Source organism: Exiguobacterium sp. s5 (assembly GCF_018618075.1).
GTDB lineage: Bacteria > Bacillota > Bacilli > Exiguobacteriales > Exiguobacteriaceae > Exiguobacterium > Exiguobacterium mexicanum_A.
Genome location: NZ_JACSLK010000001.1, coordinates 111383 through 136765 on the forward strand (window position 1 = coordinate 111383; position 25383 = coordinate 136765).

23 protein-coding genes are annotated in these 25383 nt (G+C 53.8%); 18 read left to right on the plus strand and 5 right to left on the minus strand.

Annotation, left to right across the window (positions count from 1 at the left end; all coding sequences use genetic code 11):
• From argF to cydC, 7 genes are all read left to right on the plus strand, one after another.
• Window positions 1-1029 (plus strand): ornithine carbamoyltransferase, encoded by a 1029-nt coding sequence (gene argF / locus KNP60_RS00700; protein WP_214796562.1) that lies wholly within the window; start codon window positions 1-3, stop codon window positions 1027-1029.
• Between the two features lie 54 nt (window positions 1030-1083).
• Window positions 1084-2559 carry an arginine-ornithine antiporter gene (gene arcD / locus KNP60_RS00705; protein ID WP_214753541.1) on the plus strand — a complete coding sequence of 492 codons (1476 nt, stop codon included), beginning with the start codon at window positions 1084-1086 and terminating at the stop codon, window positions 2557-2559.
• Window positions 2560-2574: 15 nt separating this feature from the next.
• Entirely contained in the window at window positions 2575-3537 is a 963-nt protein-coding gene (gene arcC / locus KNP60_RS00710) for a carbamate kinase (protein ID WP_214753543.1), read from the plus strand.
• A 179-nt stretch (window positions 3538-3716) separates the two neighbouring features.
• Window positions 3717-6059 (plus strand): glycoside hydrolase family 31 protein, encoded by a 2343-nt coding sequence (locus KNP60_RS00715; RefSeq protein WP_214753545.1) that lies wholly within the window; start codon window positions 3717-3719, stop codon window positions 6057-6059.
• Window positions 6060-6190: 131 nt separating this feature from the next.
• Window positions 6191-6880: a Crp/Fnr family transcriptional regulator gene (locus KNP60_RS00720; protein WP_214753547.1), complete on the plus strand. Its 690-nt coding sequence runs from the start codon at window positions 6191-6193 to the stop codon at window positions 6878-6880.
• A 124-nt stretch (window positions 6881-7004) separates the two neighbouring features.
• Complete coding sequence (cydD, locus tag KNP60_RS00725) at window positions 7005-8729, plus strand: thiol reductant ABC exporter subunit CydD (protein WP_214796563.1); 1725 nt, start codon at window positions 7005-7007, stop codon at window positions 8727-8729.
• Entirely contained in the window at window positions 8726-10441 is a 1716-nt protein-coding gene (gene cydC / locus KNP60_RS00730) for a thiol reductant ABC exporter subunit CydC (RefSeq protein WP_214796564.1), read from the plus strand. Before cydD ends, cydC begins: the two co-directional genes overlap by 4 nt.
• A 247-nt stretch (window positions 10442-10688) precedes the next feature.
• Here the strand turns inward: cydC and KNP60_RS00735 are convergent, their stop codons facing one another.
• The 3 genes from KNP60_RS00735 to KNP60_RS00745 form a co-directional block, all read right to left on the minus strand.
• Window positions 10689-11213 (minus strand): hypothetical protein, encoded by a 525-nt coding sequence (locus tag KNP60_RS00735; RefSeq protein ID WP_138858668.1) that lies wholly within the window; start codon window positions 11211-11213, stop codon window positions 10689-10691.
• 146 nt (window positions 11214-11359) lie between these two features.
• Window positions 11360-12430 (minus strand): GGDEF domain-containing protein, encoded by a 1071-nt coding sequence (locus KNP60_RS00740; RefSeq protein WP_214796565.1) that lies wholly within the window; start codon window positions 12428-12430, stop codon window positions 11360-11362.
• A 90-nt stretch (window positions 12431-12520) separates the two neighbouring features.
• Window positions 12521-12856, minus strand: a complete 336-nt coding sequence (locus tag KNP60_RS00745) for a hypothetical protein (RefSeq protein ID WP_029594566.1) — start codon at window positions 12854-12856, stop codon at window positions 12521-12523.
• Window positions 12857-12944: 88 nt separating this feature from the next.
• On the opposite strand from KNP60_RS00745, the gene KNP60_RS00750 reads away from it, so the two are divergent.
• The 6 genes from KNP60_RS00750 to KNP60_RS00775 all read left to right on the plus strand — a co-directional run bounded on the left by KNP60_RS00750 (window position 12945) and on the right by KNP60_RS00775 (window position 17061).
• Entirely contained in the window at window positions 12945-13127 is a 183-nt protein-coding gene (locus KNP60_RS00750; RefSeq protein WP_029594567.1) for a hypothetical protein, read from the plus strand.
• 81 nt (window positions 13128-13208) lie between these two features.
• On the plus strand, window positions 13209-14159 hold the full coding sequence (gene msrA / locus KNP60_RS00755; RefSeq protein ID WP_029594568.1) for a peptide-methionine (S)-S-oxide reductase MsrA: 951 nt from the start codon (window positions 13209-13211) through the stop codon (window positions 14157-14159).
• Between the two features lie 13 nt (window positions 14160-14172).
• Window positions 14173-15468, plus strand: coding sequence for a DUF2252 domain-containing protein (locus tag KNP60_RS00760; RefSeq protein WP_029594569.1), 1296 nt, complete (start codon window positions 14173-14175; stop codon window positions 15466-15468).
• A 68-nt stretch (window positions 15469-15536) separates the two neighbouring features.
• Window positions 15537-15809: a DUF5327 family protein gene (locus KNP60_RS00765; RefSeq protein WP_214796567.1), complete on the plus strand. Its 273-nt coding sequence runs from the start codon at window positions 15537-15539 to the stop codon at window positions 15807-15809.
• A gap of 104 nt (window positions 15810-15913) precedes the next feature.
• Window positions 15914-16279 carry a rhodanese-like domain-containing protein gene (locus KNP60_RS00770; protein WP_035385631.1) on the plus strand — a complete coding sequence of 122 codons (366 nt, stop codon included), beginning with the start codon at window positions 15914-15916 and terminating at the stop codon, window positions 16277-16279.
• Between the two features lie 149 nt (window positions 16280-16428).
• Window positions 16429-17061, plus strand: a complete 633-nt coding sequence (locus KNP60_RS00775; RefSeq protein WP_214796569.1) for an HAD family hydrolase — start codon at window positions 16429-16431, stop codon at window positions 17059-17061.
• Window positions 17062-17098: 37 nt separating this feature from the next.
• Here the strand turns inward: KNP60_RS00775 and KNP60_RS00780 are convergent, their stop codons facing one another.
• Window positions 17099-18511, minus strand: coding sequence for an NAD-dependent succinate-semialdehyde dehydrogenase (locus tag KNP60_RS00780; protein ID WP_214796571.1), 1413 nt, complete (start codon window positions 18509-18511; stop codon window positions 17099-17101).
• Between the two features lie 88 nt (window positions 18512-18599).
• Here KNP60_RS00780 and KNP60_RS00785 point away from each other — a divergent pair, with 88 nt between their 5' ends.
• Entirely contained in the window at window positions 18600-19115 is a 516-nt protein-coding gene (locus KNP60_RS00785) for a glycerol-3-phosphate acyltransferase (protein WP_214796573.1), read from the plus strand.
• Window positions 19108-20700, plus strand: coding sequence for a GNAT family N-acetyltransferase (locus KNP60_RS00790; RefSeq protein WP_214796575.1), 1593 nt, complete (start codon window positions 19108-19110; stop codon window positions 20698-20700). Before KNP60_RS00785 ends, KNP60_RS00790 begins: the two co-directional genes overlap by 8 nt.
• Here the strand turns inward: KNP60_RS00790 and KNP60_RS00795 are convergent.
• On the minus strand, window positions 20639-22276 hold the full coding sequence (locus tag KNP60_RS00795) for an ABC1 kinase family protein (protein ID WP_034779485.1): 1638 nt from the start codon (window positions 22274-22276) through the stop codon (window positions 20639-20641). The two genes, KNP60_RS00790 and KNP60_RS00795, sit on opposite strands and share 62 nt — an antisense overlap.
• Before the next feature lie 94 nt (window positions 22277-22370).
• On the opposite strand from KNP60_RS00795, the gene KNP60_RS00800 reads away from it, so the two are divergent.
• The 3 genes from KNP60_RS00800 to KNP60_RS00810 all read left to right on the plus strand — a co-directional run bounded on the left by KNP60_RS00800 (window position 22371) and on the right by KNP60_RS00810 (window position 25346).
• Window positions 22371-22976: a trimeric intracellular cation channel family protein gene (locus KNP60_RS00800; RefSeq protein WP_034779483.1), complete on the plus strand. Its 606-nt coding sequence runs from the start codon at window positions 22371-22373 to the stop codon at window positions 22974-22976.
• A 13-nt stretch (window positions 22977-22989) separates the two neighbouring features.
• Window positions 22990-23355, plus strand: a complete 366-nt coding sequence (locus tag KNP60_RS00805) for a DUF423 domain-containing protein (RefSeq protein ID WP_034779481.1) — start codon at window positions 22990-22992, stop codon at window positions 23353-23355.
• Between the two features lie 461 nt (window positions 23356-23816).
• On the plus strand, window positions 23817-25346 hold the full coding sequence (locus tag KNP60_RS00810) for a murein hydrolase activator EnvC family protein (protein WP_214796578.1): 1530 nt from the start codon (window positions 23817-23819) through the stop codon (window positions 25344-25346).
• Window positions 25347-25383 lie beyond the last annotated feature (37 nt).

Here is a 25383-nt window from a genome sequence, read left to right on the forward strand (position 1 = left end):
ATGTCTACAACGTACAACTTTGATTTGAAAGGCCGTCATTTTCTATCATTGAACGATTTTTCAGGGGATGAGTTGAACTATTTGATCGATTTATCGGCCGCCTTCAAACGTCAAAAGAAACAAGGCGTCCCGCATCGAATCTGTGAAGGAAAGAATGTGGCGCTGTTGTTTGAGAAACCTTCGACGCGGACGCGTTGTGCGTTCACTGTGGCGGCCATCGATCTAGGCATGCATCCGGAATACCTCGGGAAATCGGATATCCAGTTTGGCAAAAAAGAATCGGTGCGCGACACGGCGATCGTGCTCGGGCGTATGTTTGACGGCATCCAATTCCGCGGCTTCGCCCATGACACGGTCGAAGGGCTGGCCAAAGACGCCGGTGTCCCGGTATGGAACGGGTTGACGGATTTGTATCATCCAACGCAAATCTTGGCCGACTTCTTGACCGTCAAAGAACAGAAAGGCGAGCTGTCTGGCATCCGCTTCGTCTACGTTGGTGACGGGCGCAACAATATGGGTAACACGCTCCTCATCGGTGGTGCCAAAGTCGGGATGGACATGCGTATCTGTGCGCCGAAATCGCTTTGGCCGTCGGATGAAGTCGTCGATTTTGCCCGCTCGGTCGCTGCCGAGACAGGGGCGAAGATCACGTTGACCGAAAGCATCGACGAAGCGGTCGCCGACGCCGACGTCATCTACACGGACGTCTGGGTGTCGATGGGCGAAGAGGCCGAGTTCGCCGAGCGCATCAAACTGCTTCACCCGTATCAAGTGAACATGGATATGCTCATGAAGACGAATAATCCGGACGTCATGTTCCTCCACTGTCTGCCTGCCTTCCACGACTTGGAGACCGAAGTCGGCCGGGCGATCCATGCGGAGTACGGATTGAGCGAGATGGAAGTCACGGATGAAGTGTTCCGGAGCCGTCACTCCTTCGTCTTTGACGAAGCCGAGAACCGGATGCATACGATTAAAGCGGTGATGGCCGCGACGCTCACCGACACGAACGAATGGCTTGAACGCTGACGGATGGGAGGGGACCTCCCCTCCGGCCCGTACTAAACGAAAGGGATGAGTTCAATGTCTACGAAAATAGCGCATGACTCAAGTGGAACGGCTGGCGTGCAACCAGAGAAGAAAGATCGACGTTTAGGGCTCGGGGCGCTGACGGCACTCGTCGTCGGTTCAATGATCGGCGGCGGCGCCTTCAACTTGGCGGCTGACTTGGCCCAAGGTGCGAACGCGGGAGCGATTTTGATTGGGTGGGTCATCACCGGAATCGGGATTATCGCCCTCGGCCTCAGTTTTCAAAATTTGACGATGCGTCGTCCGGATCTCGATGGTGGGGTGTACAGTTACGCCCGGGCCGGCTTCGGTCAGTTTGTCGGGTTCAACTCGGCGTGGGGCTACTGGCTCTCCGCGTGGCTCGGCAACGTCGCCTATGCGACGCTTCTGTTCAGTTCGGTCGGCTATTTCTTCCCAATCTTTGAAGGCGGTCAAAACATCGCTTCGATCATTGGTGCCTCGATTATGCTATGGCTCGTGCATTCGTTGATTTTACGTGGTATTCACGAAGCGTCGATGATCAACATCATCACGACGATCGCCAAACTCGTACCGATTTTTGCTTTCATCACCATCACCTTATTCTTCTTCAACCTCGATAATTTCACGTTCGATTTCTGGGGACAGGGTGGTTTCTCATGGGGTAGTGTGAGAGACCAGGTCGTCTCGACGATGCTCGTCACACTATGGGTGTTCATCGGGGTCGAAGGGGCGGTCGTCTTATCTGGACGGGCCCGCAAGCGCTCGGACGTCGGGAAAGCGACGGTCATCGGATTGCTCGGGACGCTCATCATCTATCTGCTCATCTCGGTCATGTCGCTCGGTCTCATGAATCCAGAGAACGTGGCGAACGCCTCGCAACCGGCGATGGCGTACTTGCTCGAGTCAGCGGTCGGACCGTGGGGCGCGATGCTCATCAATGGCGGTCTCGTCATATCAGTTCTCGGAGCATGGCTCGGCTGGACGTTGCTCGCCGCTGAGATCCCATTCGTAGCCGGGAAAGACGGCGTGTTCCCGAAATGGTTCACGAAAGAGAACAAAAACAATGCGCCGGCCAACGCGCTTTGGCTCACGAACGGGTTGATCCAGCTGTTCCTCTTCACGTTCCTGTTCTCGGATGCGGCGTATAATTTCGCGTTCTCGCTCGCCTCGAGCGCCATCTTGATCCCGTACGTCTTCTCGGCCTTCTATCAAGTCAAAGTCGCGAAGAACGGCATCGGCTACAATGCCGGTGAACGTCGGACCCGCGACCTCATCATCGGAGCCGTCGCCTCGATTTACGGGATTTGGCTCATCTATGCGGCCGGAATCGACTATCTGCTCTTGACGACGTTACTGTACGCACCAGGTACGTTGCTCTACATCAAGGCGCAACGTGAGAACGGCATCAAGACGTTGACGAAGACGGAGTGGATCGTGGCCGGTGTCTTGACCGCGCTCGCCATCTTGGCCGTCGTGCGCATCGTCTCAGGAAATATCTCAGTCTTTTGATCGGGGGAAACCAATATGCGGAATAAACGAGTAGTCATCGCACTAGGTGGAAATGCGATTCAACAAGGTAAAGATGCGACGGCCGAGGCTCAAATTCGAGCCGTTGAGGCGACGGCGGAATCACTGGCCGCGCTTGTCGCCGAAGGGATTGAGGTCATCATCACCCATGGCAACGGGCCGCAAGTCGGAAATTTGATGTTGCAGCAGGCTGCGTCGGACAGTCCGGCGACGCCGGCCTTGCCGCTCGACGTTTGCGGGGCGATGACACAAGGGATGATTGGCTATTGGTTCGAGAACGCCCTCACGAAAGCACTGAGATCTCGTGGTTTGGAACGTTCGGTCGCACCGATCGTCACGCGGTCGGTCGTCGACCCGAACGATAGTGCCTTCAGTCACCCGACGAAGCCGATTGGTCCTTTCTATGACGAGGCGGAAGCGCAGCAGCTTGAACGGACGACCGGTTATGTGTTCAAAGAAGACGCCGGTCGCGGCTATCGCCGCGTGGTCCCGAGCCCGTTTCCAGTGGCGATTCTTGAGCACGCGGTCATCCGTGACCTCGTCGCCCATGAGCACATCGTCGTCGCCTCTGGCGGCGGGGGGATTCCTGTCATCGATACAGCCGATGGCTATATCGGCGTCGAGGCGGTCATCGATAAAGATTTTGCCGCTGCGAAACTCGCCGATCTCGTCGACGCCGACATGCTCCTCATCTTGACGGCCGTCGAGCACGTGTTCGTCGATTTCGGGACACCGTCGGCCCGGGCGCTCGAGGAGACTACGAAAGAACAACTCGAGACGTTTATCGCCGAAGGCCAGTTCGCACCGGGCAGCATGTTGCCGAAAGTTCGGGCCGCCCTTCAATTCGCCGAATCAGGACACGACCGGGTTGCCGTCATCACGTCGCTCGAACAAGCCCTTGCGGCGGTCCGAGGTGAGGTCGGGACGCGCGTCCGACTCGCCGCGACGCTCCAACAATAAGCTCAACGCCACAGACATCAGCGTCTGTGGCTTTTTTCCTGAATTGGCTGCTCGTCGTTTTTTATGGTCCGACATGGGGAAGGAATGTTGTATGTCGATTTAGACATTGCTATCATTTTGAGTGTAAACGTTTGCACAATTAAGAAGGGGAGTGACGAAGAGCGGCAACGCTCGATCTTATGCGTCTATTTGAAGAGGAGAACGTCTATACGCAACAAATGAAACCGCAGGCAGATGATCGGGCAATCGTCCAAGGGAGCTGCTATCGCTTCACGGTACTGACGAGCCAACTGATTCGGATGGAGTATGCCGAGGATGGGGTGTTCGAAGACCGGCCGACCCAAGTCGTCTTTAACCGGGCGTTCGCAGTCCCAGAGTTTCGCGTGATTGAGAATGAGACGGAATTGCAAATCATCACGGAGCACGTCCACCTCTACTACACGAAAGGGCCGTTCGCGCCGAACACGCTTTACGTCGACGTGAAAGGGAACTTCAGTACGTATTATAGCCGCTATACGTTTAACGGACCGGAGCGGACGTTGAAAGGGACGGCGCGAACGCTCGACCATGTCGACGGGGCGACCGAACTCGGTGAAGGCATCGCCTCGAAACAAGGGTATGCCGTCATCGATGACTCTGATTCGTTCATCATGACCGAGGACCGTTTCGTCGAACCGCGGCGTAAACATATCCATGACTTGTACTACTTCGGGTATGGGCATGAGTATAAGCGCGCACTCCGTGACTTCTATCAATTGACCGGCCCGACGCCGCTGTTGCCACGAAAAGCGCTCGGCAACTGGTGGAGCCGCTATTGGCGCTACGACGAGACGGAATATAAAGAACTCATGCGTCGGTTTAAGACAGAGGACATCCCGTTCTCGGTCAGCGTCATCGACATGGATTGGCACGTCACCGACGTCCCGGAAGAATACGGGAGCGGATGGACGGGTTATTCATGGAATAAGAACTTGTTCCCGGACCCGAAAGGATTCTTGACGTGGCTCAAGCAAGAAGGGTTGCTCGTCACGTTGAACTTGCATCCGGCGGATGGCGTGCGTGCGTTCGAAGACCAATATGTGGCGATGGCCGAGGCGATGGGCATCGATCCGTCCCAAGGCGACCGCATCCCGTTCGACTTTTCCGATAAACGCTTCATTCAAGCCTATTTCGAGCAGATGCATCATCCGCATGAAGACGACGGCGTCGATTTCTGGTGGATCGACTGGCAACAAGGCTCGACGTCGAAAATGGAAGGGCTCGACCCGCTCTGGATGCTGAACCACTATCATGCGGCCGACATCGCCCGGGATGGCGATCGACCAATCATCTTCTCCCGTTATTCGGGCCCGGGCAGTCACCGCTATCCGGTCGGTTTCTCGGGAGACACGTTGATTTCGTGGGCGTCGCTTGCGTTCCAGCCGTACTTTACGGCGACCGCTTCCAATATCGGCTATGGTTGGTGGAGTCACGATATCGGTGGCCATTACCGAGGCTCAAAAGACGATGAGCTCGCCGCACGTTGGGTCGCGTTCGGTGTGTTCAGTCCGATCATGCGCCTGCACTCGACGTTCAGTACGTTCAACGGGAAAGAGCCGTGGCGCTTCGGTCTCGAGGCGGAGCGGTCGATGAAGACGTTCTTGCGTCTGCGCCATCAATTGATCCCGTACATCTATACGATGAACTGGCGGAACCACGCGGGTGCCTTGCCGCTCATCTTACCAATGTATTATGAACATCCGGACGAGGACGCGGCGTATGAAGTACCGAACGAATACTACTTCGGCAGTGAACTCATCATCTCTCCGATCGTCGAGCCGATGAATAAACAGCTCCACGTCGCAGCGACGAACGTCTGGTTACCAAAAGGTGACTGGTTCGATTTCTTTACCGGTCATCGCTATGCGGGAGAGAAGTCGGTTCGGGTGTTCCGGGGACTTGACGAACAAGCAGTGTTCGCGAAAGCAGGGGCAATCATCCCGATGGCACGGCATTACTCGGGCCGTAACGATACGGATAACCCGGGCGAATTGGAAGTTCTTGTCTTCCCGGGCGCGTCGAATACGTTCACGCTCTATGAAGACAACGGGTCGGACCGTGACTATGAGACGGGTGCTTACGCTGAGACGACGTTCACGCTTGATTGGGAGGAACGGAAGCTCCACATTCACGTTACAGGTGACCGGACCGTCTTGCCGTCTGACCGTAACGTCACGTTACTCCTCCGAGGCGTGACCGGTTCTGGTGAATACAATCGAGAGACCCAGACACTGCGCCTCGAACTCGGTCCGATTGATGAAGAGATGACGGTGTCTCTCCCGGTCGAACTGACGGCGAACGATCACCGGCTCGATCGTTTGTATCGTTTCTTGGACCGCGCCGAGATTTCTTATGATTTAAAAGACAAGTTGTATCGATCGGCGGCAGCGAAGACGCGGCTCGAGGCATGGCTGTTCGATTTGCACGCGCTTGAACTCGACCGTGACCTGCAAGATGCGATCATGGAGTTGATGCTCGATTGAATAACGTGCTGTGACGAAGAGGGTGAAAGCCCCTCTTTTTTTTTGTCAGAAAATCGTTGGATTTTGTAAGCGTTTTCAAATTGAATCCAACTATACTAAAAGGAGAGGCAAGATAGATTGGAGGGTTCAACATGAAACCGAAATGGACCGTAGACGACTTGCGGCAACTCGATGTATTCACCAAATGTACCGCCCGTGAGCTCGAGGCACTGTTGCCCCATGTCTATTGTCGAACGTACCGGAAAGGACAGCTCTTATTCATGGAAGGCGATCCTCGGGAGCGCGTCTACTTTTTAATCAGCGGTTACGTGAAGCTCGAGCGCAACAACGAGACGGCGACCCATCAATATACGGACTACTTGAAACCGAAGCAACTGTTCCCGTATCGTGGCTTGATGACGGAACCGTATTATCAACATTCGGCGGAGGCGTTGACCGATATCGAGGTCATCTATATGCCGACGGACCGATTCGAACAACTCGTCTCTCGGAACGCGTCGATGTTACTCCATATCGTCGGACAGATGAATCGGATTCTCGACTTGCACGAACGACGGGTGCAGGATATCATCACTCCGAGTGCGACCGAACGCGTGCTCAACACGATCCATTACTTGATTGAAGACCTCGGGGAACCGGAAGCAGAGGGGGTTCGCGTCCGGTGTCCGTTCACGACGATTGAAATCTCACGCTTATCCGGTACGTCACGGGAGACCGTGTCGAACATCTTATCGCGCTTACGAAAAGAAGAGGTGCTTCACTTCGATGCGCGTGAATTGATGATTGGCCATCCCGAATACTTTGAACAGACGACGGTATGACGCCACGTGATATACGCGGCGTCTTTTGCATGTCTGGCTAAGCGAAGCGTTCGCCATGGTCGTGTGCATCAGTTATAATTAGTGAGAATCCTCACAAAGAAAAGTTTTGGATAGTATAGAAAGGATGAACGCAGTGAAACGACTGCAAGCTCTCGCTTTAGCTGAAAAACGCCATATCGTCGGACTCGTCATCGCCGCGGTGATGATCGGATTGTCGATTTTGGCGCAGGCGTATTTAATCGTCGATATCGTCGACCAGGTCTTTTTAAAAAATGCATCGTTTGAAAGCATCATCCCGGCGCTCGGCTGGCTCATTCTCGCCCTCGTCACGCGTGCTTTGTTCGGCTACATGTCAGGACGAATCGGAGCTAGTCTAGCGGAGAAAGCGAAACGGACACTCCGGTTGCAGTTGCTTGACCGTTATACATCGAATCCGATCGAGACATCTTTGTCCGGCCAGTCCGGAAAGAAAGTCAGCGTCTTCATGGACGCGGTCGATGAAGTCGACGCCTACTTCAGCCAATATTGGCCGCAAGTCATTCAAACGTCGATCATTCCGCTGCTCATTCTCGTCGTCGTCTTCAGCCAACATTGGATCTCGGGCATCATCATGATGGTGACGGCGCCGTTCATCCCAATCTTTTTCATTATCATCGGGATTGCGACGCAGAAAAAATCCGAACAACAGATGGAGAAGATGAACCAGTTCTCCGGAAAGTTCTTGGACGTGTTGCAAGGATTGACGACGTTGAAACTCTACGGTCGGACCGAGCGTGAGGCGCAAGCGATTGAAAAGAGCAGTCTCGACTTCCGCGACGCGACGATGGTCGTCTTGAAGACGGCGTTCTTATCGGGTCTCATGCTCGAGTTCATCTCGATGCTCAGCACAGGGGTCGTGGCGCTCGAAGTGGCGCTGCAAATGGTCGTCTGGCAGAACTTGACGTTCTTCTCCGGCTTTTTGATTCTCGTCTTGGCTCCGGAATACTATTTGGCCATTAAAGACCTCGGCGGTGCGTTCCATACCGGACGCGGCAGCATGGGGGCGGCCGATCGTATTTTCGAGGCGCTCGACGCACCGGATGAACGTCTGCAGTGGGGCGACCGGACGTTGACGAGCCGGACACCCGACCTCGAGCTCGACGAAGCATCATTCGCCTATGAAGGGGGGCGTTTCACGCTCCAGCCTTTAAGCGGCATGATTCCTGCCGGTGCCCACGTGGCGCTCGTCGGGGCGAGCGGGTCCGGGAAGACAACCGTCTTGAACGTGTTATCGGGGCTCGTCAAACCTGACAGCGGACGTGTCCTCGTGGACGGTGAACCGCTCGAGACGTACACCGATACGTCATGGTATGACACGATTGGCTATATCTCACAAAACCCGTATTTGTTCGCCGGCACCGTCGCCGATAATATCGCCCTCGGTGAGGCGGCGGACGAAGCGAGCATCCTCGAGGCGGCGACGGCAGCCGGACTGAACGATGTCATCGCTCAGTTGCCGAACGGTCTTCATACCGAACTCGGTGAAGGGGGTTACGGCTTATCCGGAGGTGAACGGCAGCGGCTCGCCTTGGCCCGGGCCTTCTTGAAACGTCCCGGCATCATCTTGTTCGATGAACCGACGACCGGACTTGATTTAGTGACCGAACAAATCGTTCGGCGCTCAATCGATGAGTTGTCACGTGAGTCAACGCTCGTCACGGTCGCGCATCGTCTGCATACGATCAAACAAGCCGATGCGATTTGGTTCATGGACGAAGGGCGTCTCGTCGCCCAAGGCACACATGACGAACTGCTCAGCGTTCCGCAATACGCTGACTTATTCACGCTACAGAAAGGGGTGAGAGGATGAATTCCCTTTGGACGATCACGAAATGGATGATGCGAGAGAAAAAGGATATCATCCTCTCGATCTTCTTTGGTTATGTCGCTGGCATCGCAGCCGTCGCTTTGTTCGCGGCGAGCGGATACCTCGTCTCACGGGCTGGGCTCGTGCCGCCGCTGTATGCGCTCATGGTGCCTGTCGTTTTGATTAAACTGTTCGGTGTGATTCGGGCGAGTGCTCGCTATCAGGAGCGTCTCGCCTCGCACCGGGCGACGTTCACGATTTTGAGCGAACTCCGGGTCCGATTTTATCGTCAACTCGAGCCGCTCGTCCCGAGCATCTTTGCCAAATATCGGAGTGGGGACTTGCTCGCTCGCGTCGTTGGTGACGTCGAGAGCTTGCAGAACTATTTTTTACGGGTGTTCTACCCGCCGATTATCTTGGTACTCGTCTTCTTGAGCACGATTTTCTTCGTCACATACTTCTCGGTCTGGGTCAGCGTTTGGATCTTGTTCGGCGTCTTCGTGACCGGTTTTTTGATCCCGGCCTTCTTCGCCCGTGTCCGTGCCAAGCATGACCGGGAACTCCGTACCTTGCGAGGAGACCTGTCGAGTGGGATGACGGAGATGATGTACGGCTATCGCGACCTGTTGTTGCACCATCGGCTTGGTCAAACGCGCAACGAACTGCTTGAACAGAGCGACCGCTACGCCGATGCCCAAAAACGAGATGTGACGAACCAGTTCTTCAACTCCTCGCTCGTCGTGGCGGCGTCCTTACTCGTCTCATGGGGTGTTTTGGCCATCGGGGCCTATCTTGTCGTCGACGGGGAATTAAATGGCCTCTTCTTGGCCATGCTCATCATGATGTCGCTCACCGCGTTTGAGAACGCGACACCGATGGCAGTCTTCCCAGGTCACTATGCCGACAGCAAGCAAGCGGCCGATCGACTGCTCGAAGTGGTCGAGCCGAGCGAAGCGATTGTCGCTGCCGAGTCGGCCCGTACCGACGTGGCGCTCGAGACAGCACCTGACGTATCGTTCGAACGCGTGAGCTATCGCTACCCGGACACGTTCCGTGACGTGCTGAGCGGCGTCGACGTGACGTTACGAGGCGGTTCAAAGACCGTTATCGTCGGACCGAGCGGCTCAGGGAAATCGACACTGCTTCAACTGTTGCTCGCTTTTGTCAGACCCGATTCCGGTGAGGTCCGATTGAATGGACAGCGGTTGGACGATGTGACCCAAGCATCGGTCTGGCGTGAAGCTAGCGTCGTCCTTCAAGAGAACCATTTCTTCTTCGGGACGGTGCGAGAGAACCTGGAGCTCGCCGGTAATTTCTCGGACGCTGAGATGGAAGCGGCGCTCGCGAGTGTCCGCCTCGGTTTCTCGCTCGACGAGCCCGTCCTTGAGAAAGGGGCGAACTTATCGGGCGGCGAGCGGCAACGTCTTGCCATCGCCCGAGCCTTGTTGAAGAATGGATTGCTCTGGATACTTGACGAAGCGACATCGGCGCTCGATGCGCGGACCGAGGCGGACGTGTTCGCCGAGATTTTGCGTCAAGCCGATGAAGCGACGCTCGTCATGGTCAGCCATCGTCTGACTGGGCTCGAACGTTTCGATCACATCATCGTCATGGAGTCCGGACGCATCGTCGAGACCGGATCGTATGATGAACTGATGCAGGCACACGGTGTGTTTTATGGATTGAAACAAATCGAACAAGATATCTTTGCATGAAAAAACGAGCGGCTCCGTCGGAGAGCCGCTCGTTTTTTTGGATGGCAAATTTGGGTGCAACAAATGGGGGTTGTCGCATTGCTTTCAAAAAGAGTGTCGTGGAGGGGAATCCACGTGACGTATTGGTTTGGGGAACGTTTACGTCAAGCTTTGGGAGCTACAACTAGAGTATAAGTGATAACGATTCTCATTGTCAATTAGTAAATTGTACAAAAAAACCGCAAACCAAACTGTTTGCGGATCGTTGTCAGCTCGACGGTACGCCCTTACGAAGCGTGAAGCGAAGCAAGCTGAACAAGTAACGAGTATAGAAGAGCGCGAACGCATAAAATACCGCGATGGCAGAAGCACCGAGTTCAACACCTGGAATGTTCATCAAGAACTCGAGGATGAGAATCGACAGCAAGAAAATATAAAGACCTGCATCAAGATAGAGCGGCATCAATTTTCCGCGTTGGTGCCAGAACGTCCGGACGAGCGGTGCGACGATCATCCCGATGATGCGTTCCGCGAAGCCGATGCTGAGCACGGCAATCATGAAGGCGGCGACCGTCTCGAACGATACGAGTTCTGAGAAGGCGAACATGGAGATGAGTAGGAGCGGACCGATAAAAATCATCATCGAGAGGGACGTGCGTAAAAAGATAAACAAGTTCCGTTTCATCGTATCGACTCCCCCGAAGAGCGACTGCCGGAACGTCTTGCCACGTTGATAGTCGAGGATGAACGATCCCACAAACATCAAACCGAATAGTGATAACAATACTGTCATGAAATGTGTTTCCCCTTTTTCTGTCCAAATCTATGATCACTGTAAGGATAGTCGAATCAAAGTCTAGCCTAGTGTACCGATTCACTAGTTGAAAGTAAAGCGGGAAAACTGCGGAAAATCGCAATCTTTTGCGAACATGAGGCGCTTTACGACGCCAGAATGAATCGATTTCGTCCCGATTCCTTTGCGTGGTATAACGCTTCGTCGGCATGTTTCAACACGCTGTCGACTTCGATGTCGTTCGAATGGCAGGCCCCGAGCGAAACGGTGATATGAAGCGTCCCCGCACTCGTCTCGAACGGGAACGTCGAGACTTTTTCTCGTATAGATTCAGCGAGGCGAGTCACTTCATCTCGATTGGCGTTCGGCATGATGATTAAAAATTCTTCTCCGCCGAAGCGGCCGACGAGATGACGCTCTTCACTCTCGGCGACGAGCAACATGCCGAGCTCCCGCAAGACGTCGTCCCCGACGTCATGACCGTACGTGTCGTTCACGCGCTTGAAGTGGTCGATGTCGACGAGGATCAAGGCGTATTCTTTGGCTTCGACGTTCAAGTTGGCCATCGCCTCGTTCAATAGACGCCGGTTGGCGATGCCGGTCAACGCGTCGGTCCGGGCGAGTTGTTGCTGATGTTGGACGTTCTCGAAGTGACGACGCAACTCTTGGAGCAAACGATACGCGGCACAGGCGCCGCCGTACGCCATGACGACGTAGGCGAGAATGACAGGATAGAACAGTTCGAGCGGCAACGCATAATAGATGGCCGCACCGAAGACGGTGACACTGATCGTCGTGAAGACGAGTAACGTGTTGCGAGTGTTATCGAGTTTTAGCCGCAATAGACTGATGGGAAGGACGAGTCCAATCATCGTCAAGACCGCCAAATAAAAGCCGATATACGCCCCGTCGGTCACCATGAAAAATCGGGCGGTCAGAAAGATGACGGCAGCGACAATCCCGCTGACCCACCCGCCGAACAAGACGGCAAGCGAGATGGGGATGGAGCGCAAGTCGATCAAAATCCCTTCGAGCGGCAGTGCGTTCGCGAGTAAAATCAAGGCGACGATCCCTGTCTGGACGCCAAGCAAGATTCGACCTTTCAAAGGCGATTTTGGCGTCAGACGCGGACGATTGCGGAACGGAAGAAATGAGATTGTGAAGAGGGTGAATAGGATACACAAGTTCAGAAAGAACGAGTTGATGATGGTTAGCATGGCTCTATCCCCTTGCGTGAAATGGAAATAATTAGTTTCAGTTTAGCATATTCAAACAGCGTTGACTGCTTATGGAGGAGTGCAATGTGTTCACCAGTCGCGCCATTCTTCCGTCACGTCCTCGTCAGTCTCATAACCGGCTAGAATTGCCCCGGCTTGAATGAAATCGTACAGTTCCTCACGCTCAACCGTCTCGATGAAATGGTCGTGCTCGGTATCGAGCTCGTTCAAGCGCAACACGACGTCGCGGACCGCTGCTAAGACGCTTGCTTCCGTTCCGTCTGCATGTGTCAATGCGGTCACGTACCGTCGGAGCGCGGCGTCAACGGCAAAGATGATCTCGACGGTATACACGTCATCGCCTTCATTCATCCGGTCTTCCCACATCAGTGTCGGGCGATTGGCCCATAACCGTTCAACCTCCATACTAAGTGCCTCCTTCGAAATGAAACATCATCTTCCTCTCTATCATAGCAAACAAATTTGGTATGATAGAAAAAAAGGGGGACTGTCCGTGCGGTATTGGGATCATTTTAAGCGAGCGTTCATTCCGATCGCGCTCATCTTGATCGGGTTGGCCATCTTTTATACATTATCGGCTCGAGGGAATATGGCGTTGACTATTCTCGGGGCGCTTATCGTCGGCGTCATCTTATTTTTAGTGATGCGGCACATGAATCAGGTCGAGGAAGACTAAGACGAGAACACGTTCGTGGTTCTCGTTTTTTGTTGTCGACGAGATTTTTTGGGTACACTACATAGTAAGGAGGGATTTATTATGGCAAAAGCTACATTTGCGGGAGGCTGTTTTTGGTGCATGGTCAAACCGTTTCATAAATACGAAGGGGTCGAGCGTGTCATTTCCGGTTACACGGGCGGGCACGTCGACAACCCGACCTATCAACAAGTCTGTTCGGAGACGACCGGTCACCTTGAGGCGATCGAGGTCACGTTTGACCCGGAAGTCATTTCATATGAGGAACTGTTGCGCATCTATTGGCGTCAAATCGACCCGACCGATGGCGGCGGACAATTCAACGACCGCGGTGAGTCTTATCGACCGGCCATCTTCTATCATTCGGAAGAACAGCGCGTGGCAGCGGAACGTTCAAAGCAAGAAATCGAGGACTCAGGTCGATTCGACCGACCGATTGAAGTCGAGATTCGTCCCGCGAAAACGTTTTGGGAAGCCGAAGACTATCATCAAGACTACTATAAGAAAAATCCGTTCCGCTACGAAATGTATCGGGTCGGTTCAGGCCGTGCCAAGTTTGTGAAAGAGGCGTGGAGCGACAAGAAAATTCAGAAAGAACTGAAAGACCGCTTGACGCCGATCCAATATAAAGTCACGCAAGAGAACGGGACCGAGCCCCCGTTTCAAAATGAGTATTGGGACGAGGAACGAGAAGGATTGTATGTCGACGTGATTGATGGTACGCCGCTCTTCACGTCGCGCGACAAGTTCCAGTCGAATTGCGGCTGGCCGAGCTTCGCTCGTCCAATCGAGGAAAAGCGTATCGACATGAACATGGACACGACGCACCATATGGTCCGGACTGAAGTCCGCTCGAAGGGAGCCGACAGTCACCTCGGTCACTTATTCGATGACGGCCCGAAAGAACTAGGGGGTCTGCGCTACTGCATCAACTCGGCAGCACTCCGTTTCATTCCAAAAGAAGAGTTAGAGTCTGCAGGTTATGGAGAGTACAAGCACTTATTCGATGCGTGAAGGGGAGAAGGTCATGTTCACATCCGTCAAACAACAGATCCGTCGTGAGACGCTCGCGACCGTCTTGGATTACTACGACAAATCGATTCGAAACTTGTCTGAAGCGGCTAGAGATGAGAAGTACAACAAGATGAGCGCGACCCCGTTCTCGTTTTTCCGGGGGAGCTCCCACTTGTTCTATTATGACTTTGCGAAAGTGCCGCTCGCGTTCGATACCGACGCGTCTCATCCGACGTTCATTCAAGGGGACTTGCATTTTGAAAACTTCGGTGTGTTCGAGGATGGGGCCGGAACCATCATTTATGACGTGAACGATTTTGACGAGGCGTATCTCGGGTCTTATTTGTTTGACGTCCTTCGCATGGCGATCTCGGTCGATTTGTTTGCCGCGGAGTCAGGATTTGATGCGAGACGAGCCATTGAGACGTATGCAGAGACATACGCGCGTGCGATGGAACGCTATGCGAATGGGAAGGATGAAGATGTCCAATTCACGAAAGCGAACACGTGCAAAGCAATCAAGAAAGTGATTAAAAAGGCAGAGAAGAAGAAAGACGCATTCATGGCGGAGCGAACGGAAGTCCGGGATGAGGAGCGTTACTTCGCGACAAGTGACGACCTTGTCCCGGTCAGCCCGAAGACTGCCAAACAAATCAAACAGGCATGGCCTGACTATTTGGCATCCTTGTCGGAAAAGCATCGTCACCACGCCGACCATTATGAGATTAAAGACATCGCCATCAAACGGGAGAGCGGTACCGCTTCAATCGGGCTCGAACGGTATTATATTTTGATTGAAGGTGCGGACGCTGAACATGACGAGGATATCATTCTCGAAATGAAGCAGGCGCAATCAGCTGTCCCTTCACTCTTTTTGCCGACGCATCCGTTATTTGAGGACGGCTTATCACATCAAGGAGCCCGTGTCATCGCGGCTCAGCGCGCCATGGTGCATAGTCGTGACCCGTATCTCGGCTACTTGACGATGGACGGGAACGAGTATTACGTGCGGCAACGGTCACCGTATAAGCGGAAAGTGAAAGCGAAGCACATCAAAAATGAAGAATCGCTCATTGAGACGTTGAAAGTACAGGCGGAGATCACGGCCAAGATCCATGCCCGGGCGGACGCGGATGCGAACGTGCTCGATTACGAGGCGAGTGAACGGATTGCGGCGGCCATCGGGGCGTCGCGACCGCTATTCATTCGTCAAATCTCGCGTTGGTCCCAATTTTACGCCAATCAAGTCAGGTTCGACTTTGAGGCGTTCCAATCTTGGCTTAAGACGCGTGCGGAGACCCACGTCTGACGAGCACCGGACTTGCGGTCGGCCCCACGTTTGCCTCAGAATGGAACGGTAAAGGATGTGTGCGACGTATGATTACAGAACAACAGGTCATCACGCAGATGAAACAAGTGATGAGCCAAATTGAACAGTCGAGCGGAGAGACCCAGAAACGCCATTTGGCCAAACTGATGGGGTATTGCGAGCTGTTGCTCGCCGATTCGGCTCCAACGCAGCCCACTGCGGCTCCCGTGGCCCAACCGACCGAGGCGAAACCGCCGCTTGATCGGCAGATGGCAGCGTTTCTCGGGATTCCTTTAGAAGAGGAAGACAAATCGAAAACCGATTCATTGCTCGACTTCTAAGCTGTGCCCCGGGGCACAGCTTTTTTTGCGAGCGTTCGCGTTGACTTATATACCATAGGGGGTATAATGGGGTTAACTAAACTATACCTAACGGAGGCGTGACTATGCTTGATTTCTTGTTTGTCGCAGTAGTGATCGGATTGATTTATTTTTGGTGGACGAAGCGAAACAGCGTCAAAACAGTTTCGACGGATGAATTGAAACGGAAGATTGCCGAAGAGCGAAACATTCAACTGCTCGACGTTCGTGAACCACACGAATACCGGGGCGGGCATATCAAGCAAGCGAAAAATGTGCCGTTATCGGGATTCGGGAACGCGAGTGCCCAATATCCGAAAGATAAAGAACGTCCGGTCTACGTCATCTGTCAAAGCGGGATGCGAAGTCAACGGGCCGCGGCCATGTTGAAAAGCGCGGGTTATACGGACGTCTACTCGGTCAAAGGCGGTATGAGTTTCTGGCGCGGCTGACAGTTCTCGGTTGAACATTTGTTCAGCCGTTTTTTTATGGACTCTGAATTTCACTTTTAGAGGTGAGATTTGCGTGTGACGTTTCCGCTTTCGGAATTGAGGGGATTCTGCTACGGTAGGAGCATAGGAAAGAGAGAGGGGATACAGACATGGCAGTCATTTTATTTGATATCGATGGGACGCTCGTTGACACGACCGGACCGATGACGCAAGCAATCCACGAGGCGTTGGAGCAACTTCCACATTTACCGAAACCGAGCGAGGAAGCGGTCCGATCGGGATACGGATTGGCCGGTAACGCATTTTGGGAGCACGTCATCCCGGAGGCGACAATCGAGGAGATCCGCCAAATTCGCAAACTTCGTCATGAGACGCTCGAACGAGCGATGGAAGGCCAACACGTCTTGTTCGAAGGGATTTACGAGATGCTCGAGGCGCTCCACGCGAAAGGACACACGTTGACGACCGCGAGTAACTGCGGGGTCCATTACTTGAACCTCATGCTCGACTCGCAAAATATCCGCCAGTTCATGACGGCGCCGGAATGTCTTGAATCCGTGAGCGGGGAGAAGAAAGCCGACATTTTGACGGCGCATCGTCTCCGTCACGGCGAGAACGACTATGTGATGGTCGGGGATCGTAAATCTGACGTCGAAGCGGCTCGGGCCCATGACTTCCCGGTCGTCTTGACCGGTTTCGGCTTCGGCAACGAAGACGAGTGGGCGCTCGCCGATCATGTGATCGCGACGCCGAACGATTTGATCGCCTTGGTCGAAAAATAAAAAATCCGGTTGAACGCGCGACGTTCAACCGGATTTTTTAGAGTCCAAGCGAAATATATTTTACTTCTAAAAACTCTTCGATGCCGTGGTGCCCACCTTCGCGGCCGAGACCGCTCTGTTTCCAGCCACCAAACGGGGCTTGCGGCGTTGAGGGGAGGCCGTCATTGACGCCGACGATGCCGTATTCGAGCGCTTCGGCCAAATAGAGGGCTTCATTGATGTCTTGCGTGAATACATAGGCGGCAAGACCGAACGGGGTCGCGTTCGCTCGTTCAATCACTTCCTCGAGCGAGTCAAACGACGCAATCGGGGCGACAGGACCGAACGTCTCCTCGTTCATGCACAGCATGTCCTCATTCGCATAGCGGACGACGGCCGGCCGGACGAATAGGCCGTCGAGCTGCTCCCCGCCCGTGATCTCGCCTCCGCGGATTTGAGCGTCCTCCAAGTGCTTCATCACTTTCTCGACCGCGGCCTCGTCGATGAGCGGACCGATATCCGTCCCTTCGTCGAGCCCGTTCCCGACTTCGAGCGCTGCGACGGCCTCGATGAATTTTTCGGAGAACGCATCGACGATGGACTGCTCGACATAAATCCGGTTGGCGCAGACACACGTCTGTCCGCCGTTACGGAATTTCGTCGCGACCGCTTGCGGGACAGCCTTGTCGAGATCTGCCTGTGCCGTGACGATGAGCGGGGCGTGACCACCGAGCTCGAGCGAGATTTTCTTCATCGTATCGGCGGCGCCGCGCATGAGCGTCTTGCCGACCTCGGTCGAACCGGTGAACGTCAATTTGCGGACACGGGGGTCGTGTTGCCACGTGTTCACGATGTCAGAAGCTTTCCCGGTGACAAGATTGATGACACCGGGTGGGAAGCCTGCTTTCTCAGCCAGTTTGACGAGTTCGATTGCCGTCAATGGTGTCGCTGATGCCGGTTTCAATACGACGGTACAACCTGCGGCAAGCGCCGGCGCCAATTTTCGGGTGATCATGGCGGCCGGGAAGTTCCATGGGGTGATGGCGGCGACGACGCCGACCGGTTGTTTAATGGCAAAGATGCGTTTCTTGTTTGACGAGGCCGGAATCGTCTCGCCGTACACGCGCCGACCTTCCGCGGCGTACCACTCGATGAAGCCGTTCGCATAGCGGACTTCACCGATCGCTTCTTGAAGCGGTTTGCCTTGCTCTTCGACCATCGTCCGAGCGATGGCTTCCGTATGTTCATCGATCAGTCGATTCCATTCGAGCAGGAGGACGCCTCGTTCTTCTGCCGTTTTCTCTTGCCAGTCCTTCAAGGCGTCGTGGGCGGCATCGACAGCCTGTTTCGCTTCGGCGGTGTCGCTCTTTGTCACCGTGGCCATAATGTTGCCGGTCGCGGGATTCCGCACCTCGATTGTGTCCGATGTATCAATCCATTCTCCGTTGATGAAATTGTTCTCCACTCGCATCTTGATTTCCCCTTTCGTCTAGGTGCACATTAAGAAGGTACCCGATTTCAAAAATCATACACAATTTTACAACGGGGGAGGGATCGCTATGTGGGTCATCATCTTGGGCTATGTCGTCGGCAGTATACTCGGCGGGCGCTTATACGGCAGGTGGAGCGGTCAAGACTTGGCAACGAGTGGGTCGGGAAACACCGGTGCCCGCAATGCGTTACGGATTGGCGGGAAGCGAGCGTTCTTGTTCGTTTACGGATTCGACGTCTTGAAGACGGTACTCGTGTTGTCGATCAGCGGTCCATATTTTTTTGAGACCGGGCTCGCCTTGACGCTCGGGCACATTTATCCGATGTGGCATATTCGCACCGGTGGGAAGGGGTACGCCGTATTTTCTGGAATTATATTAGCGTACAGCCCGTTATGGTTTTTAGCAGGACTTGCCATGTTGCTCATTCTCATCAAACTGACGCGTAACTCGCGCGAGACGGGGCTCGTCATGCTCATGCTCTTGCCGCTCGCGGCCTGGGGGGACGCAACAGATGTCGGTGTGGCCAGTTTGACGATGATTTTGATCATGTACCATCATATAAGGGGGAAACAACGTGCTTGAATTTCGAAGAGCGACGCCGAGGGATGCGGAAGCGATTCATCGATTGAACTATGAGACGTTTGTCGAAGAAATCCCGCAACACCATCCGAACGAGGAGCGACGACTCGTCGATCGCTTCCATGATACGAATACATACTGGATTGGATTGGCAGACGGGCAGCTTGTCGCCATGTGTGCCATCCGTGACGAGCGACCGTTCTCGCTCGAACAAAAAGGGGTGACGTTACCACCGGGGGAATGGATTGAAGTCCGGCTATTGGCGGTGACGCCCGCCTATCGGAACACGCGGACGTTTGCCGGACTCATGCGTGGGATGCTCTTGGAAGCGACAGAGCGGGGCGTCGAAGGGATTGTCATCAGTGGCACCGTACGTGAACAGAAGTTGTATCGACGCTTCGGATTTACCCCGTTCGCAGAACCGGTCGGGACGGTGGAAGCGTTATACGTGCCGATGAAGCTGACCCGCTCTGGGTTTATGCAATCCGAGACCGCACGAACGTTGCGTCCGAAGCAACTCCTCGCCGGTCCTGTCGAACTGTCATCCCGCGTTCGCTCGGCCTTGGCCATGCAGCCGTTATCACACCGGTCAGTCGAGGCCAGCCGTTTGCTCCATTCGGTCCAGCTGAAGTTAAGCGCCCTCATCAAGTTACCTCATATTTACACGTTACTCGGGAGCGGGACGATCGCGAACGATGCAGTTGCCGCCCAGTTGACTGGACAAGGGATGATTCTCGATACAGGTGAGTTCGGTCGACGACTCATCGACCATGCCAACCGGGCCGGGCTTGAATTTGAGGTCTTGTCGCTCTCTGGGGGGCAGCGCATTGACGTCCAGCAACTCGAGCGGCAACGGCCGGATTGGATTTGGACGGTCCACTGCGAGACGTCGACGGGGAGAATGGTCGACTTGGAGGCGTTGCGTCACTATGCACGCAAGTGTGAAACGGTGATTGCGATTGATGCGATCAGCGCAGTCGGTACGCTTGAGACGGCCTATGCCTTTGCGGACATGGTGACGTTCGTGTCGGGAAAGGCGCTTCGCAATGCACCGGGATTGGCGTTTGTCGCGATGAGACATCGAGCCGTCCCGAACCCGTCGATTTCACGCTATTTGGACTTGGCGGGCTATGACCCGATTGCCTTCACGCAATCGGTCCCGCTCATTCAAGCGATGGACATCGCGTTGGACGAACTGACAGACGCGGAGATTGGGACGCATCAATCAAAACTCGATGTGTTCGTGGATGAACTTTTGCGCCGAGGCGCACCGGTTAAAATCGGAGACGACCAAGCACCGGGTATTTTTTCGCTCACGTTACCGGAACATCTTTCCTCGCTTGAACTGGGGCGCCAGTTGATGTTCCAGGGCTATCAAGTGCAATATGAGAGCGCCTATTTACGGCGTGCGAACTGCCTCCAAGTCTCCACGATGGGATGGACGACCGAGCGGGATTTGCAGCAAGTCGCCGCCTATATCGGGACGTGGCTCCAGAAAAAAACCGCCACTCGAGAGAGTGACGGGGTCAAACACGGAAATCTTGGCGTGCCAAATGACGAATCTTACGACCGAGGCGTCTTGAGTTGAAGTAGGCGACGACGGCGACGACCCCACCTGACCAAAACAGCCACTCGTCAGGCCGGATATAGCCGAACAGGCCGACGACGAGGCCGAGGATGATGACCCCTGAGTTGAACGTCTGGCGGTGGAGCAGTTCTTTGGACTCGAGGTCGCGTTGGAACATCGCCTGCTCGGACAGGCGCTTCCGGGTCGGTTCTTTCAAATAGTTATCGAGCAGCGGCGGGACGTTCAGTAACTTCTTCCCGTAGTTGAGCGCCGTCATGACGTAACGGTTCTGAATCGTCGTCCCATCGGACTCGAGCCATTGGATCACGATCGGTTTACCGAGCGTGAACAAATCGATTTTCGGGTCGAGGATTTGCAGAATCCCGAGCAGCGTCGAAGCGGCCCGACCGAAGAAGGCGAACTCGGCCGGCAGTTGGATCGGCTCGTTTTTGACGAGCAGTTGGATATCTTGCAACACTTTTTCGATCAGCTTCGTATCGACCGTATCGATATCGGTCTCTAAATAGAACGTGACCGCTTTTTCAAGCGCTTGACGAATGTTGTGCTTGTTCGCCGTCGGCAACAGAAAACGCAAGTCTTCAAGACCGTCGACGACACCGTCATAATCGAGCGAGATGAACGCCTGCAAGATTTTACGGATCGTCGCCATGTCTTGGGCAGTCGATGACCCGACCATTCCGAAGTCGAGCAGGATGATCGTCCCGTCGGCCCGGATCTGGACGTTACCGGGGTGGGGGTCGGCGTGGAATTGCCCACCGAACAACAGTTGCTCGGCTGCCATCGTGAACAACCGTTCGGCAAGTGCGGAGCGGTCGATATTATTTTCTTTTAAGAAAGCGAGGTCGGTGATGCGGCGGGCTTCGACCCAATCCATCGTCAACACCCGATTCGTACAAAGGTGGTCATAATAGTCCGGGATGTACACGTCGGGGTTATCGGCGTATTTCGCTTTGAAATAATGGGCGTTCTTCAATTCGGTTTGGAAATTTAACTCGTCCCCGATGACAAAAATCATTTGGCGATATAAGCTATCTAAGTCGGTCGATTTTGCCAGCGATGTCCGCTTGAGCATCGTCGTGACGATTCGCATCGCTTTGAAGTCGGTCCGAATGATTTTTTCGATATCCGGACGTTGGATTTTCAGCGCGACACGCTTCCCGGTTTCCAGGAGTGTGGCGCCGTACACTTCCCCAATCGAGGCAGAGGCGACGGCGTCGATGCCGACGTCCTTCACGACTTGGGTGTACGGGACGCCCCATTCTGCTTCCAAGATGGCGCGAGACTTGTCCCAGCCCGATGTCGGGACGCGGTCGACAAGCTCGGATAACTCGTTCAATACGGACGGAGGCAACAAGTCGGCCCGAATCGATAGAAACTGCCCGAGCTTGATCAACAGCCCCTCGAGCCGGAGCGCGTTCCGTTTATACTCGCGGGCAAGGTTCAACATGAGCGCCTCGTACTCTTCGGTCGACGCGAGACCTTGCTGCTGTTTGCGGGAGAATGCATAAATTTTAATGATGAATCGGGCGAACATCGTGACGATAATCCATATGCGGAACAAGGCGATTCGTTTCATAAAAGTACCGACATCCTTTACAAGCAGTCGCTCGACTGATCTGATTTTTTGTATCTTAACTTTACCACAGAATGCTTTCAAGAAAGGGCAAGGGATGTTTATGGAGTGGGAATTACTCAACGTCGTCGGAACAATCGCATTCGCGGCGAGCGGTGCCATCATCGCGATGGACGAGAAATATGATATTTTTGGGGTGTGGTTGCTCGCCTTTACGACGGCTTTCGGTGGCGGTGCCATCCGAAACGTCTTGCTCGGGAACCCCGTCAGCTTGATTTGGCAACAAAACGATCTCTTCATCCTTTGTTTTCTTGTCGCGTTGCTCATCTTCCTGTTGCCGAGTGTCGTCTTGCCCCATTGGGAACGCTGGGGTGTCATCGTCGATGCCATCGGGCTCGTGGCTTTCGCGTTTCAAGGCGCACAAGTTGCCATCAAGCTGGATTTACCATTGTCGGCAGCGATTGCGGCTGCCGTCCTGACAGGTGTCGGTGGGGGGGTCGTCCGTGATTTATTGGCCGGCCGGAAACCGCTCGTCCTCCAGTCTGAAGTGTACGCGATGTGGGCGATCATCATCGCGGTCGTCACGTATTATTTTCGTCTTGAAGGGGGACTCCCCGTCTATACGTTACTCGTTGTCGTCGCGGCGCTTCGAGTGATATCCTACTATCGGAAGTGGAATTTACCTGCACGGAAAGTGCGATAAGGGGGAAATTAGTATGAAACTATTGCTCATCATCGGCGCTGCCTTAATGGCGCTCGGCGTCGCTCTCGGTGCGTTCGGGGCCCATGCTTTGAAAGAACGTCTGGCACCGAACATGCTCGCCAACTGGCAGACCGGCGTGCTCTACCATATGATTCACGCCATCGGCATCATCGCGTTAGCGAGCATCTTGATGAAAGTGAGCATTAGCCAGTTCAACACAGCAGGCTGGCTCATGTTTGCGGGAATTCTCTTTTTCTCAGGCAGTCTATACGTCATGGCATTGACTGGAATTACGAAGCTCGGGGCGGTCACGCCAATTGGCGGCGTCTTGTTTATCGCAGCCTGGGTGTTCGTCATCATCGGTGCGCTCAAACTGTAATCAAACGTTAACGTGTGATTAACAGTCGTCGTGTAACATTCTAAGTGTGAGACCCCTCGTCTTCACACGACAACGAACAATTGGCCCGGTTGGCTTCTTCGCCTTGAGCGAGACACCAACCGGGCCCTTTTTTACGTTTTTTGGGAATGGTTAGACTTAGAAAAACGACTGGATAACGTTATTTAAATATAAGGTCAATGATTTCCTATTTTCAACTATTGTTACAAAAGTGTTTCGAGAAAAGAAAAGTGAAAAAATGTTGAAATATAAAGAGGTTGGGAGCTACATGAGGTCTTCGCATCATCAGTCGTAATAAAAGTGAAATATAACTTTAACAGGAAAACATTCGACACTTCGATATAATTAGTCGTGTTGAAACTAAAAAATTAATCGTTTTTGTTACATAGCAAAACGACTGACCTTAAATAGAACGTGAACGCCAACCCCTTAAACTAGAAAGGATGTCCCCATTGATCAATTGGAAACGCACCGTCTCGACACTTACGCTTAGCGCGCTTCTTCTTGGGACGCACTCGGTGGCTGATGCCTCGACGTCAATCAAGGAGAAACAAGAACAGCAGAAAAAAGTGCAAGAGCAACGAAATAACGTCAAACAGAACCAATCGAACACGTCTTCGAAAATCAAGCAAAACAAAAATGAAATCTCGAAAGTCCAAACGGAAGTCAACAAGATGGACGCCCAGCTTCAAGACATCATCAACGATGTCGCGGCAAAACGCCAAGAAATCAAGCGGACTGAATTGAAGATTGAAGACCTCGAGAAAGATATTAAAGGTTACGAGAAGAAGATGAAAGCCCAAGAAGAGATGATGAAAGAGCGCATGGCCACGATGCAAACGAACGGCGGCGGCTCAATCAACTGGGCGGAGTTTATCTTCGGTTCGAAAAACTTCTCGGACTTGATCACACGCATGATCACGGCCGGAACGATTCAACGGAGCGACCAAGAGTTGTTTGAAGATTACGAAGCGACGCGCCAATCGTTAAAAGAAGCGCAAGCCTCGCTCAAAGAAGAGCGTGCTTCGCTCTTGAAACAACAAAAAGCGCTTGAAGTGCGCCAAGCTCAACTCGAGAAGAAGATGAAAGAGCGCGAAGCCCGCATCAAAGAGCTCGAGAAGAAGAATATTAAGTTTGAATCGCAAATCTTCGACCTTCAAGAAATCGAAGCGACGTTAATCGCCCAAGAAGAAGCGATTGCGGCTGAAATTGAAGCACAGCGTCGTGAGGAAGAAGAAGCACGTCGTCGCGCTGAAGAAGCGGCTCGTCAAGAAGCGGCACGTAAGGCTGAAGAAGCTCGTCAAGCGGAAGCGGCTCAAGCGGCAGCAGCAGCGCGTCAAGCAGAAGAAGCAAGAGCGGCAGCGGCTAAAGCCGAGGCAGAACGAGCAGCAGCTCAAAAACAGCAGAACAGTAACAATAATACCCAGTCATCTGCATCTTCAAACCAGACGACACAAAATAATACACCAGCGCCAAAACCGGCAGCACCGAAACCAGCACCAGCGCCAAAACCGAAACCAGCACCGACTGCACCGACGACATCAGCACCAGCACCATCTGGCGCGATGTTCATTCAACCGACAACGGGTCGTTTCTCACAAGGATGGGGACCGGCAAGCGGTCAATTCGGCTACTCGTTCCATAACGGTGTCGACATTGCAGGACCTGTCGGGACGCCAATCCGTGCCTCGGCAACCGGAACGGTCATCCGTGCCGGCTGGGGTGGAGCATATGGGAATCACGTCATGATCGCCCACGTCATCAACGGACAAGTATGGACAACGGTCTATGCTCACTTGAACTCGGTCTCAGTCAGTGCCGGTCAACGTGTGACGCAAGGATCAAACATCGGTGGACTTGGTAACACGGGTAACTCTTCAGGCCCGCACCTTCACTTCGAGATCCATCAAGGCAACTACTCGTACTCGGGAACGGACGCGGGAAGCACAGTTAACCCACGTCAGTTCTTCTGATGAATATACGAGGACCCGTCAATCGTGACAGGTCCTC

What these genes read in the sequence shown, in the direction of transcription:
- argF (WP_214796562.1), top strand. Translation starts at nt 1, where the DNA reads ATGTCTACAACGTACAACTTTGATTTGAAAGGCCGTCATTTTCTATCA.
- arcD (WP_214753541.1), top strand. Translation starts at nt 1,084, where the DNA reads ATGTCTACGAAAATAGCGCATGACTCAAGTGGAACGGCTGGCGTGCAA.
- arcC (WP_214753543.1), top strand. Translation starts at nt 2,575, where the DNA reads ATGCGGAATAAACGAGTAGTCATCGCACTAGGTGGAAATGCGATTCAA.
- KNP60_RS00715 (WP_214753545.1), top strand. Translation starts at nt 3,717, where the DNA reads ATGCGTCTATTTGAAGAGGAGAACGTCTATACGCAACAAATGAAACCG.
- KNP60_RS00720 (WP_214753547.1), top strand. Translation starts at nt 6,191, where the DNA reads ATGAAACCGAAATGGACCGTAGACGACTTGCGGCAACTCGATGTATTC.
- cydD (WP_214796563.1), top strand. Translation starts at nt 7,005, where the DNA reads ATGAACGCAGTGAAACGACTGCAAGCTCTCGCTTTAGCTGAAAAACGC.
- cydC (WP_214796564.1), top strand. Translation starts at nt 8,726, where the DNA reads ATGAATTCCCTTTGGACGATCACGAAATGGATGATGCGAGAGAAAAAG.
- KNP60_RS00735 (WP_138858668.1), bottom strand. Translation starts at nt 11,213, where the DNA reads ATGACAGTATTGTTATCACTATTCGGTTTGATGTTTGTGGGATCGTTC.
- KNP60_RS00740 (WP_214796565.1), bottom strand. Translation starts at nt 12,430, where the DNA reads ATGCTAACCATCATCAACTCGTTCTTTCTGAACTTGTGTATCCTATTC.
- KNP60_RS00745 (WP_029594566.1), bottom strand. Translation starts at nt 12,856, where the DNA reads ATGGAGGTTGAACGGTTATGGGCCAATCGCCCGACACTGATGTGGGAA.
- msrA (WP_029594568.1), top strand. Translation starts at nt 13,209, where the DNA reads ATGGCAAAAGCTACATTTGCGGGAGGCTGTTTTTGGTGCATGGTCAAA.
- KNP60_RS00760 (WP_029594569.1), top strand. Translation starts at nt 14,173, where the DNA reads ATGTTCACATCCGTCAAACAACAGATCCGTCGTGAGACGCTCGCGACC.
- KNP60_RS00765 (WP_214796567.1), top strand. Translation starts at nt 15,537, where the DNA reads ATGATTACAGAACAACAGGTCATCACGCAGATGAAACAAGTGATGAGC.
- KNP60_RS00770 (WP_035385631.1), top strand. Translation starts at nt 15,914, where the DNA reads ATGCTTGATTTCTTGTTTGTCGCAGTAGTGATCGGATTGATTTATTTT.
- KNP60_RS00775 (WP_214796569.1), top strand. Translation starts at nt 16,429, where the DNA reads ATGGCAGTCATTTTATTTGATATCGATGGGACGCTCGTTGACACGACC.
- KNP60_RS00780 (WP_214796571.1), bottom strand. Translation starts at nt 18,511, where the DNA reads ATGCGAGTGGAGAACAATTTCATCAACGGAGAATGGATTGATACATCG.
- KNP60_RS00785 (WP_214796573.1), top strand. Translation starts at nt 18,600, where the DNA reads ATGTGGGTCATCATCTTGGGCTATGTCGTCGGCAGTATACTCGGCGGG.
- KNP60_RS00795 (WP_034779485.1), bottom strand. Translation starts at nt 22,276, where the DNA reads ATGAAACGAATCGCCTTGTTCCGCATATGGATTATCGTCACGATGTTC.
- KNP60_RS00800 (WP_034779483.1), top strand. Translation starts at nt 22,371, where the DNA reads ATGTTTATGGAGTGGGAATTACTCAACGTCGTCGGAACAATCGCATTC.
- KNP60_RS00805 (WP_034779481.1), top strand. Translation starts at nt 22,990, where the DNA reads ATGAAACTATTGCTCATCATCGGCGCTGCCTTAATGGCGCTCGGCGTC.
- KNP60_RS00810 (WP_214796578.1), top strand. Translation starts at nt 23,817, where the DNA reads ATGTCCCCATTGATCAATTGGAAACGCACCGTCTCGACACTTACGCTT.